Here is a 17,825-nt window from a genome sequence, read left to right on the forward strand (position 1 = left end):
CCGCACAAACCCTGATGTCCAGCGGCTAGGAAAGAAACGATGAATCATTTAACATGTTAAGTAATTTCGAGAGGCACAGCTTTTGAGCACCACCTTCACGCACCGCAATTTGCCGCGCCTGCTGCTGCAGGCCCGCGAAGCCGTGATGGCCCACACGCGGCCCAGCCTGCGCGAGCACGCGCTGTCCGACCAGCAATGGCGCGTGCTGCGCGTGCTCGGCGAGCACGGTGCGGTCGACACCGGCCGCGTCGCGCGCGAGGCCTTCATCCTCGGCCCCAGCCTCACCGGCGTGCTCGCGCGCATGGAGCGCGACAACCTCATCACCCGCAGCCGCGACCCCGCGGACCAGCGCCGCACCGTGGTCGAGGCCACGCCGCACGGCATGAAGCTGGTGAGGCGCCTGGGGACCAGCATCGAGGCCCACTACGAGTGGATGGAAAAGTCGCTCGGCAAGGCCAAGCTCGCGCAGCTCTACGGGCTGCTCGACGAACTGATCGCACTGGAGCAGCCCTCATGAGCAGCAGCAGCACCGCGCACTACCTTCCGACCGGCACCGTGTACGGCACGCTGCTGAACTTCCGCGCCGAGTTCGAGGCGCTCGCGCCGCAGATGACGCAGCCGCCCTACAAGGCACCGCCGAAGGCGCCGGTGCTCTACGTCAAGACCGCCAACACCTGGAGCCCGCACGGCAGCGCCATCGCGGTGCCCGCGCAGGTGCCCGAGGTGGAAATCGGCGCCAGCATCGGCATGGTCATCGGCGCCGAGGGCGACGTCGAAGGCTTCGTGCTGATGAACGACCTGTCGATTCCGCATGCGAGCTTCTTCCGGCCGCCGGTGAAGTTCAAGTGCGTCGACGGCTTCCTCGGCATCGGCCCGGTGCTGCGCGACGCGCAGGAGGTGGCCGACCCCGCGAACTTCCGCGTCGAGGTGCGCATCAACGGCGAACTCAGGCAATCGATCGACTTCTCGCAGCTCGTGCGACCGGCGCAGCAGCTGCTCGCCGACGTCGGCGATTTCATGACGCTCGCGCATGGCGACGTGCTGATGCTGGGCTGCGACGCAGGCCGGCCGCTGGCGCGCGCAGGCGACCGCATCGAGATCTCCGCCCCCGGATTCGAGACACTGGCCAACACGCTGGTGCCGCAAGAGGAGGAGGCCGCATGAAGCACGCACGCGTCATCTACAAAGGCCGCGAACACGCCGGCACCAGCCACGAATTCAACGGCCAGCCCGACGCCGCCGTGCGCCTGGAAGACGGCCGCGTCGTGCCGCAGGACCAGCTCGTCTGGCTGCCGCCGCTGGCGCCCACCGCGCGCCCGCGCACCATCCTCGCGCTCGGCCTCAACTACGCCGACCACGCCAAGGAACTCGAGTTCAAGGCGCCCGAAGAGCCGCTGGTGTTCGTCAAGGGCCAGAGCACGCTGATCGGCCACCGCCAGTTCACACACCGGCCGGCCGGCGTGCAGTTCATGCACTACGAGTGCGAACTCGCCATCGTGGTCGGCAAGACCGCCCGCAACGTGAAGCGCGACGACGCCTGCGACTTCATCGGCGGCTACACGGTCGCCAACGACTACGCGATCCGCGACTACCTCGAGAACTGGTACCGCCCCAACCTGCGCGTGAAGAACCGCGACACCTGCACGCCGCTGGGGCCGTGGTTCGTCGACGCGGCCGACGTGCCCAACCCCATGGCGCTCGCGCTGCGCACCACGGTCAACGGCACCGTCACGCAGCAGGGCAACACGCGCGACATGATCTTCGACGCGCCCTTCCTCATCGCGTACTTCAGCCGCTTCATGACGCTGTCGCCGGGCGACCTGATCCTCACGGGCACGCCCGACGGCGTGGTCGATTGCAAGCCGGGCGACGTGGTCGTCACCGAGATCGAGCACATCGGCGCGCTGGTCAACACCATCGACGCGGCCTGAAACCGGCGCCGCGCCACCCTTTCCCGTCACACAAGAATCTGCGGAGACAAACGCCATGAACGCCAGAAAGAAGACCCTCGAACTCGCAGCCGCCCTCGTGGCATTGAGCGCCTCGCTGTTCGCGCTCGATGCGCCGGCGCAGACAACGGCGTTCCCCGCCAAGCCCGTGCGCTGGGTGGTGGGCTACCCGGCCGGCGGCGGCACCGACTTCCTCGCGCGCACGGTCGGCGCGCAGGTGTCGCAGCAGGTGGGCCAGCCCGTGATCGTCGACAACCGCCCCGGCGCGGGCGCGATCATCGCGTCGGAGAACGTCGCGCGCTCGCCGGGCGACGGCTACACGGTGTTCTCGGCCGACAACGGCGTGCTGGTCTACAACCCCGCGCTCTACAAGAAACTGCCCTACGACGCCGAGAAAGACTTCGCGCTCGTCGGCATGATGGGCCGCTCGCCGCTCGTCATCACGGCCGCCCCCAATGCCGGCCTGGCCGATGCCAAGGCGCTCATCGCTGCGCTGAAGGCCTCGCCCGGCAAGTACAGCATCGCGACGCCCGGCACCGGCAGCCCGCACCACCTGGCGATGGAGCTGTTCCAGCGCGAAGCCGGCGTGTCGATGCTGCATGTGCCCTACAAGGGCGGCGCGCCGGCGCTGCAGGACCTGATGGGCGGACAGGTGCCGCTGATGATGCTCGACCTGCCCAGCGGCGTGAGCGCGGTCAAGGCCGGCAAGGTCGTGCCGCTGCTCGCGATGTCGGCCGAGCGCATTCCGCAACTGCCCAACGTGCCCACCGCCAAGGAGCTGGGCTACGCCAATGTCGAGGCCTACACCTGGCAAGGCCTCGTGACACCCGCGGCCACGCCCAAGGAAGTGCAGGCCAGGCTCGGCACCGAGCTGCAGAAGGCCATGGGCGATGCCGGCGTGCGCCAGAAGCTCTACGACGCCGGCTGGGAAGCACGCCCCGCCGACGCCACCGAAATGACGCGCTACACCGACGCGGAGCGCAAGAAATGGCATGCCTTGATCAAGGCACGCGACATCAAGCTCGATTGATTGAACCGGACACTTTCCATGCAACAGATCAACCACCTCATCGATGGCAAGTCCGTCACGGGCAAGGACTACTTCGAGACCGTCAATCCCGCCACGCAGGAAGTGCTGGCCGAAGTGGCCTCGGGCGGCGAAGCCGAAGTGAACGCCGCCGTGGCCGCCGCCAAGGAAGCCTTTCCGAAGTGGGCTGGCCTGCCCGCGCCCGAACGCGCGAAGCTGATCCGCAAGCTCGGCGACCTGATCGCCCGGCACGTGCCCGAGATCGCGCAGACCGAGACCAACGACTGCGGCCAAGTCATCGCGCAGACCGGCAAGCAGCTGATTCCGCGCGCGGCCGACAACTTCTACTATTTCGCCGAGATGTGCACGCGCGTGGACGGCTACACCTACCCCACGCCCACGCACCTGAACTACACGCTGTTCCACCCGGTGGGCGTGTGCGCGCTGATCAGCCCGTGGAACGTGCCCTTCATGACGGCCACCTGGAAGGTCGCGCCCTGCCTCGCCTTCGGCAACACCGCGGTACTGAAGATGAGCGAACTCTCGCCGCTCACCGCCGCGCGCCTGGGCGAACTCGCGCTCGAAGCCGGCATTCCGCCCGGCGTGCTGAACCTCGTGCACGGCTACGGCAAGGAAACCGGCGAGCCGCTGGTGGCGCACCCCGACGTGCGCGCCATTTCGTTCACCGGCTCCACCGCCACGGGCAACCGCATCGTGAAGAGCGCGGGCCTCAAGAAGTTCAGCATGGAGCTGGGAGGCAAGAGCCCGTTCGTGATCTTCGAGGACGCCGACCTCGACCGCGCGCTCGACGCGGCCGTGTTCATGATCTTCAGCAACAACGGCGAGCGCTGCACGGCCGGTTCGCGCATCCTGGTGCAGCAATCGATCTACGCCGACTTCGCCGCGAAGTTCGCCGAGCGCGCGAAGCGCATCACGGTGGGCGACCCGCTCGACGAGAAGACCATCGTCGGCCCGATGATTTCGCAGGCGCACCTGGCCAAGGTGCGCAGCTACATCGAGCTCGGTCCGAAGGAAGGGGCGACGCTGCTGTGCGGCGGTCTCGATGCGCCGAGCAACCTGCCGGAGCGCGTGAAGAAAGGCAACTACGTCATGCCGACGGTGTTCGCCGACGTCGACAACCGCATGAAGATCGCGCAGGACGAGATCTTCGGACCGGTCGCCTGCCTGATCCCTTTCAAGGACGAGGCCGATGCGATCCGCCTTGCCAACGACATTCAATACGGCCTGAGCAGCTACGTGTGGACCGAGAACATCGGCAAGGCGCATCGCGTGGCCGCGGCCGTCGAGGCCGGCATGTGCTTCGTCAACAGCCAGAATGTGCGCGACCTGCGCCAGCCCTTCGGCGGCACCAAGGCCTCGGGTACAGGGCGCGAAGGCGGCACGTGGAGCTACGAAGTGTTCTGTGAACCGAAGAACATCGCGGTGTCGCTGGGCTCGCATCACATTCCGCACTGGGGCGTGGCGTGAACGCAGGCCGCCGCGCGCTGCTGCAGGGCGTGGCCGCATTCGCGGCGCTGCCGTCGATCGCGCCTCTCGCGCATGCGCGCGGTGACTGGCCCAACAAGCCGGTGCGCATCGTCGTGCCCTTCACGCCCGGCGGCACCACCGACTTCGTCGCGCGGCTCGTGGCCGTGGAACTCGGCAAGACGCTGGAGCAGGCCGTGATCGTCGAGAACAAGCCCGGTGCAGGCACGGTGATCGGCGTCGATTCGGTCGCCAAGTCGGCCCCCGACGGCTACACCTTCGTCTGCGTGGCCAACAGCTTCACGGCCAACCAGACGCTGGTCCGCAAGCTGCCCTACGACACGCAGAAAGACCTGCGCCCGGTCGCGCTCATGGGCATGTCGGAGCATGTGCTCGCCACGCATCCGAACAGCGGCCTGAAGACGCTGGCCGACCTGCGCAACCTGGCCAAGGCCAAGCCGGGCTCGCTGAGCTTCGCCTCCTTCGGCAACGGCACGTCGGCGCACCTGTCGGGTGAAATGCTCAAGCTGCAGATGGGCCTCGACATCGTGCACGTGCCCTACAAGGGGCAGGGGCCCGCGCTCACCGACCTGCTCGGCGGCCAGGTGACGATGATGTTCGGCAACTGGCCCGAGTTCCGCGGCCACATCCAGAGCGGCAAGCTGGTGGCGCTGGGCATGGCAACCGCGCAGCGCTCGCAGTACGCGCCCGCCATACCCACACTGGCCGAACAGGGTGTGGCCATCGAGTCCAATTCGTGGAATGGCCTGCTGGCGCCCGCCGGCGCGCCCGATGCCATCGTGCTGCGCATGAACGACGAGGTGAACCGCGCGCTCGCGGGTCCTGCCGTGACCGAGGTCTTCCGCAAAGGTGGCATCGCGTCGCAGTCGGACACGCCCGAGCGTTTTGCGGCTTTCATCCAGAGCGAAATCGTGAAGTACGGCGACGTGATCCGCAAAGCCAACATCCAGATGGAAGGCTGAACGATGAGCCTCTATGCGATGCAGAAGTTCCTGTTTGCGCTCAACCGCGAGGCCGAGGTGCAGCGCCGCTATGCCGAAGGCGGCGACACGCGTGCAATGCTGCTCGCCGACTACGACCTCAACGACGAAGAACGCGAAGCCATCAGCACCGGCGACATCGGCAAGCTCTACGTGCTGGGTTGCAATGGCCAGCTGCTGATGCACTTCGCACCGCTGCTGGGCATTGCATGGGCCGACTACCTCGAAGCCATGCGCGAGGGCGTGCGCAAGTACGGCCCGGTGCGCGCAGGCATCTACGCAATGACAACAGGCACAGACGAAAAGGTGGCAGGCGTATGAGTCTCGTATTCGCAGGCGTATGCAGCCACGCTCCAGGCATCACCGGCCGAGCGCACCTCGCCGACCCGGCCGTGAAGGACGAATTCCACGCGCAGTTCCATCGCTTCGGCGAGGCCATGCGCGCAACGAAGCCCGACGCGGTGATCGTCATCGCGGCCGAGCATTTCGCGAACTTCTTCATGAACAACATGCCGGCCTATGCGATCGGCATGGCCGACAGCTACGAAGGCCCGATCGAGGACCCGAAGTGGCTCGGCATCGAGAAGACGAAGGTGCCCGGCGATGCCGCGCTCTCGCAGCGGCTGATCCGCGAAGTGATGCAGACGGTGGACGTGGCCTACGCGGAAGAATGGAAGTTCGACCACGGCATCATGGTGCCGCTGCACTTCCTCACGCCGAAGTTCGACGTCAAGATCATTCCCGTCAACATCAACTGCCAGGGCCCGCCGCTCACGCCGCTGCACCGCGCCTGGGCTTTCGGCGAGGCGCTGCGCCGCGCCTGCGACAAGGCGCCCGAGCGCATCGCGCTGGTCGGCACCGGCGGCATCTCGCACTGGCCAGCCACGCCCGATTCGGGCAAGGTCAATGCCGAGTGGGACACCGAGTTCATGCGCCGCTGGTGCGCCAACGACCGCGAGGCCCTGCTCTCGCAGGCCGACTACAACGACGAGGCCACCTACCGCGAAGCGGGCCAGGGCGGCTTCGAGATCCGCACCTTCCTGAGCGTGGCCGCGGCCGCGCGCGGCAAGGGCGAGATCTTTCACATGAAGGCCATTCCGATCTTCGCGGTGACCTGCACGGCCGCCGTCATGTCGGTGGAATGAAGAACAACGGAGCCCCGCGATGCCGCACCTGGTGATCCTCTACACACCCAACATCGAAGCCGAGACCGACATGTCGGCGCTCTGCCGCACATTGGCCGACACCATGCTGAGGCAGCGCGACGAGGCCGACAAACCGGTGTTCCCCATCGGCGGCACGCGCGTGCTGGCCTATCCCGCCGCGCACTGCGCGGTGGCCGACGGCAAGGCCGACTACGCCTTCGTGTACCTCAATGTCCGCATGGCCGCGGGACGCTCCGAGGCCGTGAAAAAAAAGGCCGGCGACGAACTTCTGGCGGAGGTGCGCGCGCATTTCGAGCCCATCTTCTCGAAGCGCCACATCGGCATCACGTTGCAGATCGACGAAAGCCCTGGGCAGGTCTACGACGGCAAGCACAGCAACCTGCATCCCCTGTTCAACAAGTCATAAGAAGCGACACCCATGCTGTCCACAGCCACCATCGCCCAACTGGCCGCCGAGCTGCACGAAAGCGAAAAGTCGCGCCTGCAGGTCGAACACTTCTCCAAGCGCTTTCCGGAGATGACCATCGAGGACGGCTACGCCATCTCGCGCGAATGGGTGAAGAACAAGATCGCCGAAGGCCGCGTCGTGAAAGGCCACAAGATCGGCCTCACCTCGCGCGCGATGCAGCAGTCCAGCCAGATCGACGAGCCCGACTACGGCACGCTGCTCGACGACATGTTCTTCGAGCAGGGCGGCGACATCCCTTTCACGCGCTTCATCGCGCCGCGCATCGAAGTCGAGCTGGCCTTCATCCTCGGCAAGAAGCTGCAGGGCCCGAACGTGACCATCTTCGACGTGCTGGCCGCCACCGATTACGTGGTGCCCGCCATCGAGATCATCGATGCGCGCATCGAGCAGTTCGACCGCCACACCAAGGCGCCGCGCAAGGTGTTCGACACCATCGCCGACAACGCGGCCAACGCCGGCATCGTGATGGGCGGCCGGCCGGTGAAGCCCGACGCGGTCGATCTGCGCTGGGTGAGCGCGTTGCTCTACAAGAACGGCGTGATCGAGGAGTCGGGCGTGGCCGCGGCCGTGCTCAACCACCCGGCCACCGGCGTGGCTTGGCTTGCGAACAAGCTCGCGCCGTGGGACGAATACCTCGAGGCCGGCGAAGTGGTGCTCGGAGGTTCGTTCACGCGCCCCACCACCGCCGTGCCGGGCGACACCTTCCACGCCGACTACGGCCCCCTGGGCGCCATCTCGTTCCGCTTCGTCTGAAGAAAGACCTTTCATGCAAACACCCATCAACACCTTCAAGCAGGCCATGCAGGCCGGCCAGCCCAAGATCGGCCTCTGGGTCGGCCTGGCCGACGGCTACGTGGCCGAAATCCTGGCCGGCACCGGCTACGACTGGCTGCTGGTCGACGGCGAGCACGCGCCCAACGACGTGCGCTCGGTGCTCGCGCAGCTGCAGGGCATTTCGAGCGCCTGGTCGGCGCAGCCGGAATCGGAGCGCTCGCACCCGGTCGTGCGCATCCCGACGGGCGACATCACGCTGATCAAGCAGTACCTCGACATCGGTGCGCAGACGCTGCTGGTGCCCATGGTCGACACGGCCGAACAGGCCGCGCGGCTGGTGCAGGGCATGCGCTATCCGCCCGAGGGCATCCGCGGCATGGGCAGCGCCCTGGCGCGCGCCTCGCGCTGGCAGGCCTACCCGAACTACCTGCATGAAGCCAACGCGCAGACCTGCCTGCTGGTGCAGGCCGAGACGGTGGAGGCGATGAAGAACCTCGACGCCATCGCAGCCACGCCGGGCGTGGACGGCGTGTTCGTCGGGCCGGCCGACCTGTCGGCATCGATGGGCTTCGTGGGCCAACCCAACCATCCGGAAGTACAGGCCGTGATCGCCGACGCGATCGCGCGCATCCGGAAGGCTGGCAAGGCGCCGGGCATTCTCTCGACCACCGAGGAGCAGGCGCGCAAGTGGCTCGCGGCCGGCGCGCTGTTCGTGGCCGTGGGCGTCGACACCATCGTGCTCACGGCTGCGGCGAAGCAGCTGGCGGCGAAATACAAGAACGCCGCAGGCGCCGTGACGCCGAACGGCTACTGAAGCCTTTTCACACCGGGAGCCCCAGATGATGAAACGCATGACCCTGGCCGCCGTGGCCGCGACAGCCACCCTGCTCCTCGCAGCCTGCGCGCAGCCGGGCGGCAGCCCGCTGACGCAGGCCCAGCAGGAAGCCAACCGCCAGACCGTGCTCGCCTTCTACGAGAAGGGCCTCAACCAGAAGGACGCCGACGCCGCACTGCAGTACGTGGGCAATCGCTACGTGCAGCACAACCCCACGGCAGCCGACGGCCCCGAGGGCTTCCGCAAGTTCATCGCCTTCCTGCGCGAGAAGTTTCCGAAGTCGCGCAACGACATCAAGCGCTCCTTCGTCGACGGCGACTACGTGATCCTGCATGTGAACTCGGTGCGCGAGCCGGGCACGCGCGGCAGCGCCATCGTGGACATCTTCAAGCTCGAGAACGGGAAGATCGTCGAGCACTGGGACGTGGTGCAACCCGTGCCCGAAACCGCAGCCAACAAGAACGGGATGTTTTGACGATGGCCCTCCCGGTCGAAGAAATTGCGTCGCGGCTCCCCCAACGTGAGGTAAACGCGGGGGTCCCGCCCCGAAGCTTGCTGGAAAAATACGCGCTCACGAACCACCATCCGGAGAGAGACCCATCATGAGCTTCACACGCCGCCAGATCCTTCAGACCACCGGCGCCTCGGCGTTGCTCGCGAGCATCGGCCAGCAGGCCCATGCGCAGGCCGGCATCGAGACCGCGACCATCGTCACCGGCTTCGCGGCCGGCGGCACCTCGGACACCACCTGCCGCCGCATCGCGCAGAAGCTCAGCCCCGAGTACGCCAAGGCCGCCGTGGTCGAGAACCGCACCGGCGCAGGCGGCCAGATCGCGGTGAGCTACGTGAAGGGCCGCCCGGCCGACGGCAGCACCATCCTGCAGACGCCGACTTCGATCCTCACGATCTACCCGCACATCTACAAGAAACTGCCGTACGACCCGATGGTGGACATCACCCCCGTCAGCCTCGCCTGCATCTTCGACTTCGGTTTTGCCGTCGGCCCGGCCGTGCCGCTCAGCGTGAAGACCGTGCCCGAGTTCCTCGCCTGGGCCAAGACCAACCCGGCCGGCGCCAACTACGGCTCGCCGGCCGCGGGCTCCACGCCGCACTTCATCGGTGCGCTGCTGGGCATGCAGGCCGGCGTCGACCTCAAGCACGCCGCCTACCGCGGCACGCAGCCGGCCATGCTCGACCTGCTGGGCAGCAACATCTCGGCCGTGTCGGGCCCCATCGGCGACATCACGCAGCATCTGCAATCGGGCAAGGTGCGCATCCTCGGCGTGTCGGGCGCCAAGCGCAACCGCTTCGCGCCCGATGTGCCGACCTTCGGCGAGCAAGGCATCAAGAACATGGCGCACAGCGAATGGTTCGCCTTCTTCCTGCCGGCCAAGGCATCGCCCGAGCTGGTCGCGCGGCTGAACACCGCGATGAAGAACGCGCTCGCGCAGAAGGACGTGATCGATGGTCTCGGCACCTTCGGGCTGGAGGCCATGTCTTCCACGCCTGCAGAGCTGACCGAACTGCTCAAGAAAGACACCGCCAAGTGGGCGCCGATCGTGAAAGAAGTCGGCTTCACGGCGGAGGGTTAAACACATGAAGGAACTGCAATGAACATCCCACTCGCCACCCCGGTGCCCTCGGCGCTGGTGCACCCCTCGATCCATCCCGACGAGCGCGCCGCGCGCGAAGAGCTCGCGGCCTGCTATCGCGTCTTCGCGATGCTGGGCTGGGTCGAGATGATCTACAACCACATCACGGTGCGGCTGCCCGACAGCGTGACCGGCGGCGAGAAGCAGTTCCTCATCAACCCCTTCGGCCTGCACTACAGCGAGGTCACTGCCAGCAACCTCGTGAAGATCGACCTGCACGGCAAGGTGCTCGACGGGTCGCCGTACCCGGTGAACCCGGCCGGCTTCACGGTGCACGCGGCCATCCACGACGGCCTGCCCGGTGCACACTGCGTGATGCACACGCACACCACGGCCGGCGTGGCCGTGGCCTGCCTGCAGGTCGGCCTGCAGCAGACCAATTTCTATACCGCCCAGCTGCACGGCATGGTGGCGTACCACGACTTCGAGGGCATCACCATCCATGCCGACGAAGGCCCGCGCCTGCTCAGGAGCATCGGCGACCGCAACGCGGTGATCCTGCGCAACCACGGCCTGCTGGCCTGGGGGCAGACGCTGCCGCAGACCTTTGCGATCCTGTGGACCCTGCAGCGCGCCTGCGAGATCCAGATGGCGACCTTCTCGATGGGCGCGGCCATTCCGGTGAGCGAGGAGATCGCGCAGCGCTGCACGCGCGATGCGCTGCAGTTCAGCCCGGAGCATGGTGCGGGGCAGGACGTGTTCAATGCCTTGGTTCGCCAAGTGGACCGCATCGACCCGAGCTACAGAAACTGAGGCGACCTTTCCATGAAGATCTGTATTTACGGCGCCGGCGCGATCGGCGGATGGATCGGCGTCGGCCTCGCGCAGGCCGGCGAACGGCTCAATGTGGTGGCGCGCGGCGCCACGCTCGAAGCGCTGCAGCGCGACGGCCTCTCTCTGATGCGCGGCGAGGTGCGCACGCGCGTGCCCGTCAACGCGGTGGCCGACCCGGAAGCGCTCGGCGTGCAGGACCTGGTCGTGATCGCCGTGAAGGCGCCCGCGCTGGCCGGCGTGGCCGAACGCATCGGGCCGCTGATCGGGCGCGACACCCTCGTGCTGGTCGCGATGAACGGCGTGCCGTGGTGGTTTCTCGAAGGCGGCTTCGGCGGCGAGATCGCGGGGCACCGGCTTGCCGCGGTCGACCCCGAGGGTGCCATTGCAAAAGCCATTCCGGCGCACAACGTGATCGGCTGCGTGGTGCATGCGAGCTGCTCGCTCGACGGGCCAGGCGTGGTTCGGCATCACTTCGGCAACGGGCTGATCGTGGGCGAGCCTTCGGGCGATGCCACGCCGCGCGTGCAGAAACTGGTCGATCTGCTGAACCGCACGGGCCTCGACACCACGCTGTCGCCGCAGATCCAGAAGGACGTGTGGTTCAAGCTGTGGGGCAACATGACGGTGAACCCGATCAGCGCGCTGACCGGTGCGACCACCGACCTGATCATGGACGACGACTATGTGCGCGGGTTCATCTCCGCCGTGATGCTCGAAGCCAAGGAGATCGGCCGGCGCATCGGCATCGAGATCACGCAGAGCCCCGAAGACCGGCATGCGGTGACGCGCAAGCTCGGCGCGTTCAAGACCTCGATGCTGCAGGACGTGGAGGCCGGGCGGTCGGTGGAGCTGGATGCGCTGGTGACCGTGGTGCGCGAGCTGGGCGAGCTGACGGCGGTGGCCACGCCGTTCACCGACGCGCTGCTGGGGCTGGCGCGGTTGAGGACGCGGCAGCTCGGGTTGTACTGAGCGCAGCCGAAGCGGGCCCGCTCGGCCGACAACTCACTCCACGATCAGCGTGTAGGTCACGGCCTGCAGCATGCCCGGCAGTGCGCCACCGAACTCGAGCGTGTGCTTGCCGGGTTTCAACGGGCGAACCATCACGTAGTACCCATTCGCCGCCGACGGAAACACGCGCGCCCTGGGTTCGCTCCGCTCCCCCAGGTCGAAGCACGCCTTCGTGGCCTGACGGTACGACGGAAGGCCGGGCACCCGGAAACCGTCGATCTCGAGGACCAGCGCAGAGACGCTGTCCGTCATGCGCGCTACATCCCTGGTCGCGCTCCCGCAGTTGACGGGCATCGAAGGGCCCGGCATGACCACGTAGTTGATCAGCGGAAAGAACAGGTACTTTCCGCGAGGGACCGTGCAGGTTCTGACGGTCCGCCGCGTGCCGTAGGTGCCCGCCAGGAACCAGACCTTGCCGCCTTGCCGGCTCCCGCACAAGGCGCCCGTCCGATCGGCGACGGGGCTGCTGCCGTGCTCGAACGAGGCCGCCCATTGCCACCAGGCGCGCGACCACTCGGCCTGGGACATTCCTTCCACCGTTTCGGCGGGAGGAACCGTCGGACCGGCCTGCGCCTGCGCGGACGCAGGAAGCACGGCCGAAAGGAGCAACGCGAGCACGGCGGAGGACAACTTCACAGGGGCTTTCCGGTTTGCTTTTCCGGCCGGAGATTCGGCAGGCGCCCGGACCATACCACCGCCCGGCCGTGGGCCGCCGAAAGCGAAACAGAAGCCCGCCCGTCAGGCTGCGCGTGCGAGCGCGACGGCCTCGTGCCGTGCCGCTTCGCGCGAGGCGGTGTCCACCTCCTCACCCATCAGCGTCTTCTCGACCACGACCGTGTCGACCTGCTTCACGCCGATGAAGCGCAGCCAGGTCTCGATGTAGGGCTTCTGGAAATCCATCGCGTGGGCCGATCCGCCGTCGCCCAGCGGATAGTCCAGCCCGCGCGCGCACACGACCGTGGCCTTGGGCGTGGTCAGCATGCCCGACATTCCGCTGGCATCGAAGCGGAAGAGCACGTCCTTGTGCGTCACCAGGTCGATGAGTTGCTTCAGCCGGTAGGGGATGCCGAAGTTCCACAGGGGCACGGCCAGCAGGATGTGGTCGGCCGCATGGAACGGCGCGGCCAGTCGTTCGATCTCGCTCCACGCCTGTCTTTGCGCGGACGTTCGCTCGATGCCCTGGATGCCCGCGTACTTGGCGTCCATCATGTCCTGCGAGAGATCGGGCAGCGGCGTGCTCCAGAGATCGAGCACGGTGAGCCTGTAACCCGGGTGATGCGTTTCGGCCGCATCGACGAACGCGCGGGCGACCTCGATGCTGGCGGAGCGCGACTTGCGCGGCGAGGCCTCGATGTAGAGAAGTTCCTTCATGGCGGGCAGATGCCTTGGATGTTGACGGGTCTGCAGGCTAAGCCGCACGGACTCACAAGACAATCAACATAATCTCCACCCATTCAGAAACATCGGCACTGAAACCCATGCTGGACTCGATTCTCCTGCGCACCTTCATCGCCGTGGCCGACCACGGCAGCGTCACCCGGGCGTCGGAGGTGCTGCACCTCACGCAGTCGGCCGTCAGCGCCCAGGTCAAGCGGCTCGAGGAGCAGGCGGGCTGCCGCGTCTTCGAACGCACGACGCGCTCGCTGGCGCTCACCCGCAAGGGCAGCATCCTGCTGAGCTACGCGCGCAGCATCCTTCAGCTGCAGGAACAGGCGGTGCTGAAGATGAGTGCTTCGCGCAAACCCGCGACGACGATCCGGCTGGGTTGCTCCGAAGGTTTCGCGGGCGGATGGCTCTACGCCGCACTCGCGGAGTTCCGGCAGACGCGGCCGGACATCCATGTGGAGGTCACCGGCGACATCAGCACCACGCTGGCCCGGCAGGTCGAACTCGGATCGCTGGACCTCGTGGTGGGCGCGTTCTGCGATGCGCAGCTGCAGGGCGAGACACTGTGGATCGAGCCCATGGTGTGGGCCTACGCAGCGAAGTCGCTGCTCGACCCGGACCTGCCCGTGCCCTTCGCGTTCCTGTCGGAGCCCTGCCCCTACCGCGAGGCCGCGTTGGCCTCGCTGTCGCGCCACGGAGCGAACTGGCAGGTCGTGCTGACCGCGCACAGCGCCCGTGCGGTGGTGGAGGCGGCATGCGCCGGCCTGGCCGTGACGGTGTTGACCCCGTCGAACATGCCGCCGGAGCTGCGTCCCATCCCGGCGGGCAGCTTCCTGCCGGAACTGCCACCCGCGCATTTCGCGATCCGGTTCGTCGAGAGCAGGGCGACCGAGCCACAGCGCGAACTGGTCCAGCTGATCCGAGAGGCCTGCTACCGGTGGCGGGGTGCGGCAGCGTCCGGGATGCAGGAGCCGCGCGAGAAGAAGCTCAGTGCTTCTTCAACAAGACCCGCACCGCCTCGGGCAACGAATTGACCTGCGGCATGAAGCGGTCGAGCACGGCGCCGAGGATCACGGCGCAGACGATCGCGCCGAGCAGCGGCTTCCAGGTGAGCCGCACGGCCGCCATCAGCCAGCCTTCGCGCGCCACGCGCACCGCGGCGCGGGCCGAGACGTACGAGAATGCCACTTCGATGGCCACGGCCAGCAGCGCATCCCAGCCGAAATAAAGCAGCACGAGCGAGCCGGCGCCGAACAGCACTGCCACGCAGATCAGGAAAATGGCGACCACCGGCACGACGACGATCGCGCCCTCATCGGCGCCGGCCGCCAGCTCCAGCGCGCCGCCGGCCACGTCGGCGGCGCCGGCGTCACTCACGCTGCCGGCGACATCCAATGCAAGGTCGGCGGCATCGACCACGCAGTCGCCGCTCACATCGAGGTTGACGCCAACCCCGCTCTCGACCAGCCGCCGGGCCCACCAGCGCAGCACCAGCAGGTAGCCGAGGTAGCCCACGCCCAGCGTGAGGAAGTAGCGCACCGCCAGCGAGTCCACATGCAACAGGTGCATCTGCAGCGCCGACACGCCCCACATCAGCAGCAGCATGAAGGTGCCGATCAGGATGCCATGCGTACGCAGGCTGTGGTTGCGGTGCAGGTCGCGCTCGATCTGCGTTTCCCAAAGGCGCATCGAACGCCAATTGGAAAGAACCTTCATTGCTGTTCGTCGGCGGGGGCGAAAGGCACGCGTTGCGACACGGCGCACATGAGTTCGTAGCCGACGGTGCCCGCGGCCTGCGCGACCTCGTCGATGGGCAGCACCGCGCCCGTCATGGCGGAGCGACCCCAGAGCGTGACCTCGGTGCCGAACTTCGCATCGGGCACCGGCGTGAGGTCGACGGTGATCATGTCCATGCTCACGCGGCCCACCATGCGGGTGCGCACGCCGTTCACCAGCACCGGCGTGCCGGTGTTGCAGTGGCGCGGATAGCCGTCGGCATAGCCGACTGCGGCCACGCCGATGGTGAGCGGCCCCTCGGCCGTGAAATTGGAGCCGTAGCCGATGGTGTCGCCGGCCTTCAGCGTCTGCACCGAGAGCAGCCGGGTCGACAGGGTCATCGTGGGCTGCAGCTGCCAGTGCGCCGTGTCGTGCACCGGAAAATCGGGCGCGCTGCCGTACAGCAGGATGCCGGGGCGCACCCAGTCGCCGCGCGTCTGGTCGGGGTGGCGCAGGGTGGCGGCGCTGTTGGCGATGGAGCGCTCGCCCGGCAGGTCGCGGGTGACGCGCTCGAACGCTTCGAGCTGGTGGGCGATGCCGCGGGCGCCGTCGGCGTCGCTGAAATGCGTCATCAGCGAAATTTCGTCGACCTGCGTCAGCGCGTTGAGGCGCGTCCAGGCCGAGCCGAAGCGCTCGGGCGTGAAGCCGAGGCGGTTCATGCCTGAATTCATCTTCAGGAACACGCGCTGCGGCTTGAGGGTCTTGTGGGCCGCGAGCATGTCGATCTGCTCGTCGCAGTGCACGGTGTGCCAGAGGTCGAGCCGCGAGCACAGCTCCAGGTCGCGCGCGTCGAACACGCCTTCGAGCAGCAGAACCGGGCCGCGCCAGCCCAGGGCGCGCACGCGCTCGGCCTCGGCCAGGTCGAGCAGGGCAAAACCGTCGGCGCCGCGCAGGCCCTCATAGACCCGCTCGATGCCATGGCCATAGGCATTGGCCTTGACCACCGCCCAGACACGGGCTTCCAGGGCCGAACGGCGGGCCCTGTCGAGGTTGTGGCGGAGTGCGGCGGTGTGAACGGTGGCGAGAATGGGACGCGGCATGGGGGGCTTTGAGGAAACGCAGACCACGTTTTAGCATTTCCGGGAATGGGGTCGATTCCGGTGGGAATGCCTATTTCGGTGTCGTACCCCCATGCTATAACCGCCCATTCGCTCACAGCGCGACACTTTTTCACTACCGCCAGCAGACCCTCTGGCCAGCCAGCCCATCGATGAAGCGCGGTTTCTACACGATCATGTCGGCCCAGTTCTTTTCGTCGCTGGCCGACCAAGCGCTTTTCGTTGTTGCCGTCGATCTCATGCGAAGTTCGGGCGCGCCCGAATGGCAACGCGCGGCCCTGGTGCCGATCTTCGCGGTCTTCTATGTGGTGCTGGCGCCGCTGGTGGGCGCCTTCGCGGATGCGCTGCCCAAGGGCAAGGTGATGTTCATCAGCAACGCAATCAAGGTGGTCGGCTGCCTGATGATGCTGTTCGGCTCTCACCCGCTGCTGTCGTATTCGATCGTGGGGCTGGGCGCGGCGGCCTACTCGCCGGCCAAGTACGGCATCCTGACCGAGCTGCTGCCGGCCTCCCAGCTGGTCAAGGCCAACGGCTGGATCGAAGGGCTGACGATTGCCTCCATCCTGCTGGGCATCGTGCTCGGCGGCACGCTGGTGGGCCATGCGATCTCCACCAAGCTGCTGGCCTTCGATCTTCCGTTCATCGACACGGGCATCGATTCGCCGGCCGAGGCCGCGATCTCGGTGCTGATCTTCGTCTACATGCTGGCGGCCTGGTTCAACACCCGCATCCCGCACACCGGCGTCGAGATGCGCCCCTTGCGCTCCAACCCGGAGCATGGCCTGGCGCGCAACATCGTCGCGCTGCTGCCCGACTTCTGGCATTGCAATGCACGCCTGTGGCGCGACCGCCTCGGCCAGATCTCGCTGGCCACCACCACGCTCTTCTGGGGCGCGGGCGGCAACCTGAAGTACATCGTGCTGGCCTGGGCTTCGCTGGCCTTGGGCTACAACACGACGCAGGCCTCGGCGCTCACCGGCGTGGTGACCATCGGCACGGCCGTGGGCGCGATCGTGGCCTCGATGCGCATGCGCCTGGACATGGCCACCCGCGTGATCCCGATGGGCATCGCGATGGGGCTGATGGTGATCTGCATGAACTTCATCGGCAACGTCTGGCTGGCGGTGCCGTTCCTGATCATCCTGGGCGGCCTGGGCGGCTTCCTGGTGGTGCCGATGAATGCGCTGCTGCAGCACCGCGGCCACAACCTGATGGGCGCGGGCCGTTCCATCGCGGTGCAGAACTTCAACGAGCAGGCCTGCATCCTGCTGCTAGGCGGCTTCTACAGCGTCTGCACCGGGCTGGGCCTGTCGGCCTATGGTGCGATCAGCGCCTTCGGTCTTGTGGTGGCGGGCTGCATGTGGCTCATCAAGCGCTGGCATGAGAACAACCTCAAGCAATACCCCGAAGAGGTCGACCACCTCCTCGCCATCGCCCGCAGCGACAAGCATCATTAGTCGCCCTC

21 protein-coding genes are annotated in these 17,825 nt (G+C 67.1%); 17 read left to right on the forward strand and 4 right to left on the reverse strand.

What is annotated here, in order from left to right; all coding sequences use genetic code 11:
* Positions 1-82 precede the first annotated feature (82 nt).
* The 15 genes from hpaR to AC1DXX_RS05930 all read left to right on the forward strand — a co-directional run bounded on the left by hpaR (position 83) and on the right by AC1DXX_RS05930 (position 12,101).
* Positions 83-517, forward strand: coding sequence for a homoprotocatechuate degradation operon regulator HpaR (hpaR, locus tag AC1DXX_RS05860; protein ID WP_478133228.1), 435 nt, complete (start codon positions 83-85; stop codon positions 515-517).
* On the forward strand, positions 514-1,164 hold the full coding sequence (locus AC1DXX_RS05865; RefSeq protein WP_478133229.1) for a fumarylacetoacetate hydrolase family protein: 651 nt from the start codon (positions 514-516) through the stop codon (positions 1,162-1,164). Before hpaR ends, AC1DXX_RS05865 begins: the two co-directional genes overlap by 4 nt.
* A complete protein-coding gene (locus AC1DXX_RS05870; RefSeq protein ID WP_478133230.1) occupies positions 1,161-1,931 on the forward strand; it encodes a fumarylacetoacetate hydrolase family protein in 771 nt (256 codons plus the stop codon). The genes AC1DXX_RS05865 and AC1DXX_RS05870 overlap by 4 nt, the downstream gene beginning before the upstream one ends.
* A 55-nt stretch (positions 1,932-1,986) precedes the next feature.
* On the forward strand, positions 1,987-2,979 hold the full coding sequence (locus AC1DXX_RS05875) for a Bug family tripartite tricarboxylate transporter substrate binding protein (protein ID WP_478133231.1): 993 nt from the start codon (positions 1,987-1,989) through the stop codon (positions 2,977-2,979).
* 18 nt (positions 2,980-2,997) lie between these two features.
* Entirely contained in the window at positions 2,998-4,464 is a 1,467-nt protein-coding gene (gene hpaE, locus AC1DXX_RS05880) for a 5-carboxymethyl-2-hydroxymuconate semialdehyde dehydrogenase (protein ID WP_478133232.1), read from the forward strand.
* A complete protein-coding gene (locus AC1DXX_RS05885) occupies positions 4,461-5,444 on the forward strand; it encodes a tripartite tricarboxylate transporter substrate binding protein (protein ID WP_478133233.1) in 984 nt (327 codons plus the stop codon). The genes hpaE and AC1DXX_RS05885 overlap by 4 nt, the downstream gene beginning before the upstream one ends.
* A 3-nt stretch (positions 5,445-5,447) precedes the next feature.
* Positions 5,448-5,783 (forward strand): aromatic ring-opening dioxygenase subunit LigA, encoded by a 336-nt coding sequence (locus AC1DXX_RS05890; protein ID WP_478133234.1) that lies wholly within the window; start codon positions 5,448-5,450, stop codon positions 5,781-5,783.
* Complete coding sequence (locus tag AC1DXX_RS05895; RefSeq protein WP_478133235.1) at positions 5,780-6,607, forward strand: DODA-type extradiol aromatic ring-opening family dioxygenase; 828 nt, start codon at positions 5,780-5,782, stop codon at positions 6,605-6,607. The genes AC1DXX_RS05890 and AC1DXX_RS05895 overlap by 4 nt, the downstream gene beginning before the upstream one ends.
* A 19-nt stretch (positions 6,608-6,626) precedes the next feature.
* On the forward strand, positions 6,627-7,034 hold the full coding sequence (locus AC1DXX_RS05900; RefSeq protein ID WP_478133236.1) for a 5-carboxymethyl-2-hydroxymuconate isomerase: 408 nt from the start codon (positions 6,627-6,629) through the stop codon (positions 7,032-7,034).
* 12 nt (positions 7,035-7,046) lie between these two features.
* The gene (gene hpaH / locus AC1DXX_RS05905) at positions 7,047-7,850 is read left to right on the forward strand and encodes a 2-oxo-hept-4-ene-1,7-dioate hydratase (protein ID WP_478133237.1); all 804 of its coding nucleotides are present in this window, start codon (positions 7,047-7,049) and stop codon (positions 7,848-7,850) included.
* A gap of 13 nt (positions 7,851-7,863) precedes the next feature.
* Positions 7,864-8,685 (forward strand): 4-hydroxy-2-oxoheptanedioate aldolase, encoded by an 822-nt coding sequence (hpaI, locus tag AC1DXX_RS05910; RefSeq protein ID WP_478133238.1) that lies wholly within the window; start codon positions 7,864-7,866, stop codon positions 8,683-8,685.
* 25 nt (positions 8,686-8,710) lie between these two features.
* A complete protein-coding gene (locus AC1DXX_RS05915; RefSeq protein WP_478133239.1) occupies positions 8,711-9,181 on the forward strand; it encodes a nuclear transport factor 2 family protein in 471 nt (156 codons plus the stop codon).
* A 127-nt stretch (positions 9,182-9,308) separates the two neighbouring features.
* Positions 9,309-10,298 (forward strand): Bug family tripartite tricarboxylate transporter substrate binding protein, encoded by a 990-nt coding sequence (locus tag AC1DXX_RS05920; RefSeq protein ID WP_478133240.1) that lies wholly within the window; start codon positions 9,309-9,311, stop codon positions 10,296-10,298.
* A gap of 18 nt (positions 10,299-10,316) precedes the next feature.
* Positions 10,317-11,111, forward strand: a complete 795-nt coding sequence (locus AC1DXX_RS05925) for a class II aldolase/adducin family protein (protein WP_478133241.1) — start codon at positions 10,317-10,319, stop codon at positions 11,109-11,111.
* A gap of 12 nt (positions 11,112-11,123) precedes the next feature.
* Positions 11,124-12,101: a 2-dehydropantoate 2-reductase gene (locus AC1DXX_RS05930; protein ID WP_478133242.1), complete on the forward strand. Its 978-nt coding sequence runs from the start codon at positions 11,124-11,126 to the stop codon at positions 12,099-12,101.
* A 33-nt stretch (positions 12,102-12,134) separates the two neighbouring features.
* On the opposite strand, the gene AC1DXX_RS05935 is transcribed toward AC1DXX_RS05930, so the two are convergent.
* Both AC1DXX_RS05935 and AC1DXX_RS05940 read right to left on the reverse strand, forming a co-directional pair.
* A complete protein-coding gene (locus tag AC1DXX_RS05935) occupies positions 12,135-12,776 on the reverse strand; it encodes a hypothetical protein (RefSeq protein ID WP_478133243.1) in 642 nt (213 codons plus the stop codon).
* Positions 12,777-12,878: 102 nt separating this feature from the next.
* Positions 12,879-13,511: an FMN-dependent NADH-azoreductase gene (locus AC1DXX_RS05940; RefSeq protein ID WP_478133244.1), complete on the reverse strand. Its 633-nt coding sequence runs from the start codon at positions 13,509-13,511 to the stop codon at positions 12,879-12,881.
* A gap of 107 nt (positions 13,512-13,618) precedes the next feature.
* Here AC1DXX_RS05940 and AC1DXX_RS05945 point away from each other — a divergent pair, with 107 nt between their 5' ends.
* Positions 13,619-14,560, forward strand: coding sequence for a LysR family transcriptional regulator (locus tag AC1DXX_RS05945; protein ID WP_478133245.1), 942 nt, complete (start codon positions 13,619-13,621; stop codon positions 14,558-14,560).
* On the opposite strand, the gene AC1DXX_RS05950 is transcribed toward AC1DXX_RS05945, so the two are convergent.
* Both AC1DXX_RS05950 and alr read right to left on the reverse strand, forming a co-directional pair.
* Entirely contained in the window at positions 14,514-15,242 is a 729-nt protein-coding gene (locus AC1DXX_RS05950) for a hypothetical protein (protein WP_478133246.1), read from the reverse strand. The two genes, AC1DXX_RS05945 and AC1DXX_RS05950, sit on opposite strands and share 47 nt — an antisense overlap.
* A complete protein-coding gene (gene alr, locus AC1DXX_RS05955) occupies positions 15,239-16,342 on the reverse strand; it encodes an alanine racemase (RefSeq protein ID WP_478133247.1) in 1,104 nt (367 codons plus the stop codon). Before alr ends, AC1DXX_RS05950 begins: the two co-directional genes overlap by 4 nt.
* Positions 16,343-16,512: 170 nt before the next feature.
* Here alr and lplT point away from each other — a divergent pair, with 170 nt between their 5' ends.
* Positions 16,513-17,817 (forward strand): lysophospholipid transporter LplT, encoded by a 1,305-nt coding sequence (gene lplT, locus AC1DXX_RS05960; protein WP_478133248.1) that lies wholly within the window; start codon positions 16,513-16,515, stop codon positions 17,815-17,817.
* Positions 17,818-17,825 lie beyond the last annotated feature (8 nt).

This window comes from Variovorax sp. P4_B10 (assembly GCF_056402375.1).